The organism is Streptomyces sp. NPDC059524 (assembly GCF_042749255.1).
In the GTDB taxonomy this organism is placed as follows: domain Bacteria; phylum Actinomycetota; class Actinomycetes; order Streptomycetales; family Streptomycetaceae; genus Streptomyces; species Streptomyces xanthii.
In genome coordinates, this window is the sequence record NZ_JBHYTK010000109.1 from 11,131 (window position 1) to 13,746 (window position 2,616).

The 2,616-nt window shown below is 72.8% G+C and carries 2 protein-coding genes; one reads left to right on the forward strand and one right to left on the reverse strand.

From position 1 onward, the window contains the following. A partial coding sequence (locus tag ACFW9D_RS26395) for a glutamate--cysteine ligase (RefSeq protein WP_384625578.1) occupies positions 1-1,370 on the reverse strand: 1,370 nt, incomplete at its 3' end. Positions 1,371-1,918: 548 nt separating this feature from the next. Here ACFW9D_RS26395 and ACFW9D_RS26400 point away from each other — a divergent pair. Beyond that, on the forward strand, positions 1,919-2,497 hold the full coding sequence (locus tag ACFW9D_RS26400) for a hypothetical protein (RefSeq protein WP_188340120.1): 579 nt from the start codon (positions 1,919-1,921) through the stop codon (positions 2,495-2,497). The last annotated feature ends 119 nt before the right edge of the window (positions 2,498-2,616 follow it).

Here is a 2,616-nt window from a genome sequence, read left to right on the forward strand (position 1 = left end):
GCCCGCCCGCCCCGCCGGCGGGGCACAGGGGGGGGGGGGTGCACACCCGCCCCCCCGGGTGGCGGGAGTGGGCCGGGCCCCGGCGGCGCGGGCGCGCCCCGCGCGGCCGCGAGCGGCAGCAGTTCCTCCTGGACGAGCGTGACGGCCTCGATCCGCTCGGTGCCGCCGAACCGGCCCCGGCGCGGCCACTCCAGGCGCGCCTCGATCCCGTACCGGCACGCCGCGTCGAAGTTCCGGGCCGCCGCGTCGAAGGAGAGCCGCGACCACACGGGCCGCGCGTCCTCGGCGAGCGCCCGTACGACGCCGTAGTAGAAGGCGACGTTGGCGATGACGTCGGTGACGGTGGGGCCGGCGGGCAGCACCCGGTTCTCCACGCGCAGGTGCGGGACGCCGTCGACGACCCCGTACACGGGCCGGTTCCAGCGGTACACCGTGCCGTTGTGCAGGACGAGTTCGGCGAGGTTCGGCACGCCGCCCCGGTCGAGGACCTCCAGGGGCCGCTCCTCGTCGAGGATCGGCAGCAGGGGCGGGAAGTACCGCAGGTTCTCCTCGAAGAGGTCGTGCGCCGACTCGATCCACCGCTCGCCGAACCAGGTGCGCGGCCGCACGCCCTGGGCCTTCAGCTCGGGCGGGCGGGTGTCGGTGGACTGCTGGAAGAGCGGGGGCCGCGACTCCCGCCACAGCTCCCGCCCGAACAGGAACGGCGCGTTGGCGCCGAGCGCGATCTGCACGGAGGCGATGGCCTGCGCCGCGTTCCACACGGCGGCGAAGCGGCCGGGCGTGACCTGGAGGTGCAGCTGCACCGACGTGCAGGCCGCCTCGGGCGCGATCGAGGAGGAGGTGCAGGTCAGCCGCTCGACGCCCTCGATGTCGAGCGCGAAGTCCTCGCCGCGCGCGGCGAGGATCTGGTCGTTGAGCAGGGTGTAGCGGTCCACGTCCGACAGGTTCGCGGAGACGAGGTCGTCGGCGGCGAGCGTCGGCAGAATGCCGATCATCACGATGCCGGCGTCGACCTCGTTGGCCTTGCGGTGCGCGTAGCCGAGCCCCGTGCGCAGTTCCTCGGCGAGCTGGTCGAGAACACGGCCGCCCAACGGGTGCGGGGCGATGTTCACTTCGAGATTGAACATCGCGAGTTCGGTCTGGAAATCCCGGCTCGCGATCCGCTTCAGAACTTCCGCATTCATCATTCTCGGCAGCCCGTCGGAACCCGCGAGATTCAGCTCGATCTCCAGCCCCATGAGATTCCTGGGCCGGTCGAAGCGCTTCTCGTCCAACAGCCGCCCGAGCCCCGCCAGACACTCCTTGAGCTTCTCGCGGTACCGGAGCCGGTCGGCCAGATCGACCGCGCCCGCAACGACCTTCTCCCCCATGGAAGCGTCCCTCCTCGCGTCGACAGCCCAACGTACCGGCCGCATGTCCCGGGGGATGATGCCCAGCGATGTGATCGACAACGCCCCCACGCGGGCCGCCGGGGCAGTAGGCTCTCCACGACCACTCTCCGGCACATTCCGCGGGCATGCGACCGATCGATGATGGGTCATCGGGTGATCCGGTGCCCCGGTGATAAACACCGACGGAAATGGGCCGACCGCTCACTCGCACAAAATCCGAGGTCACACGGATACGGCGGGAAGACGGCGGGAAACGGTGGCAGGAAAATCGGGAGAAAATCCGTGTTTCACCTCGGTGAGAGCGGCCGGATGACCTCTTGCGGGAACTCCGTGGCGTGCTAGAGGAAACCCTGTCCGAACACGCGTCGTATAAACTCCGCGGACGAGACAGAGACGCGGCGCCCGCGGCACCGGCCCCCGCCCGCTCTGCTCCGCCCACCCCTTGTGCACCGCGCAGCTGACAGCGCCGTCCGCTCGTCCTGCACCGCCCTCGAAGCACGTGCCTGTCGAATGAGAGGCGACCCATCATGCCCTTGCACGTCTCCCCGGCTCCCGCGCCGGCCCTGCGCACCGTCCTCGCGGCCCTCGGTTCCCCCACCGCCGTCCGCGAGGCACGCACCCCGTCCCTGCGCGCCGCCCAGGGTCCCGTACGCCCGGAACTCCCGCTGCCCGTCCACGTCCTGGACCATGTCACCGAGGCGACCGGGCCCTCGCGCACCCGGCTCACCGGCTGGCGCTTCCTGATCCGGTGCGGCGAGCGCGCGGTGGCCGCCGCGGACACCCGGCTCACCCCGGACGGCTGGGCGTTCTCGCACTTCTTCGAGGGCCCGTACGTCACGGCCACCGAGCGCGCCCTGCGTCAGGCCGAGGCCCTCGCCCCGCACCACCAGGCGCGGCTGCTGTCGGTGCCGGAGCTGTACATGCTGACCCTGTGGCTGCACGGCGACCCGGCCGCCGACGCCGCCACGGGGCATCCGGCGGCGGACGACATCCTGGTGCCGCTGGCGCCGGCGCCGCCGGGCATCGCCGCCCACCGGCCGCACCGCGTCGCGGAACTGCTCCCGGTCCTCACGCACCGGCTGACCCCGGCCGCGATCGTCGCCTGATCCTGCGGCGCGAGGCCGGCTGGGGGGGGGCGGGGCGGCCGCGCGCGCGGCCCCCCCACCCCGCCCGAGACAGAGGTGTTGTGGGGGTAGCCCCGCGCCCGGGGGAGGGCGCCGAGGCG

Bases quoted from the DNA above. Each gene is read 5' to 3' on its own strand.
- ACFW9D_RS26400 (WP_188340120.1), top strand. From the start codon at position 1,919: ATGCCCTTGCACGTCTCCCCGGCTCCCGCGCCGGCCCTGCGCACCGTC.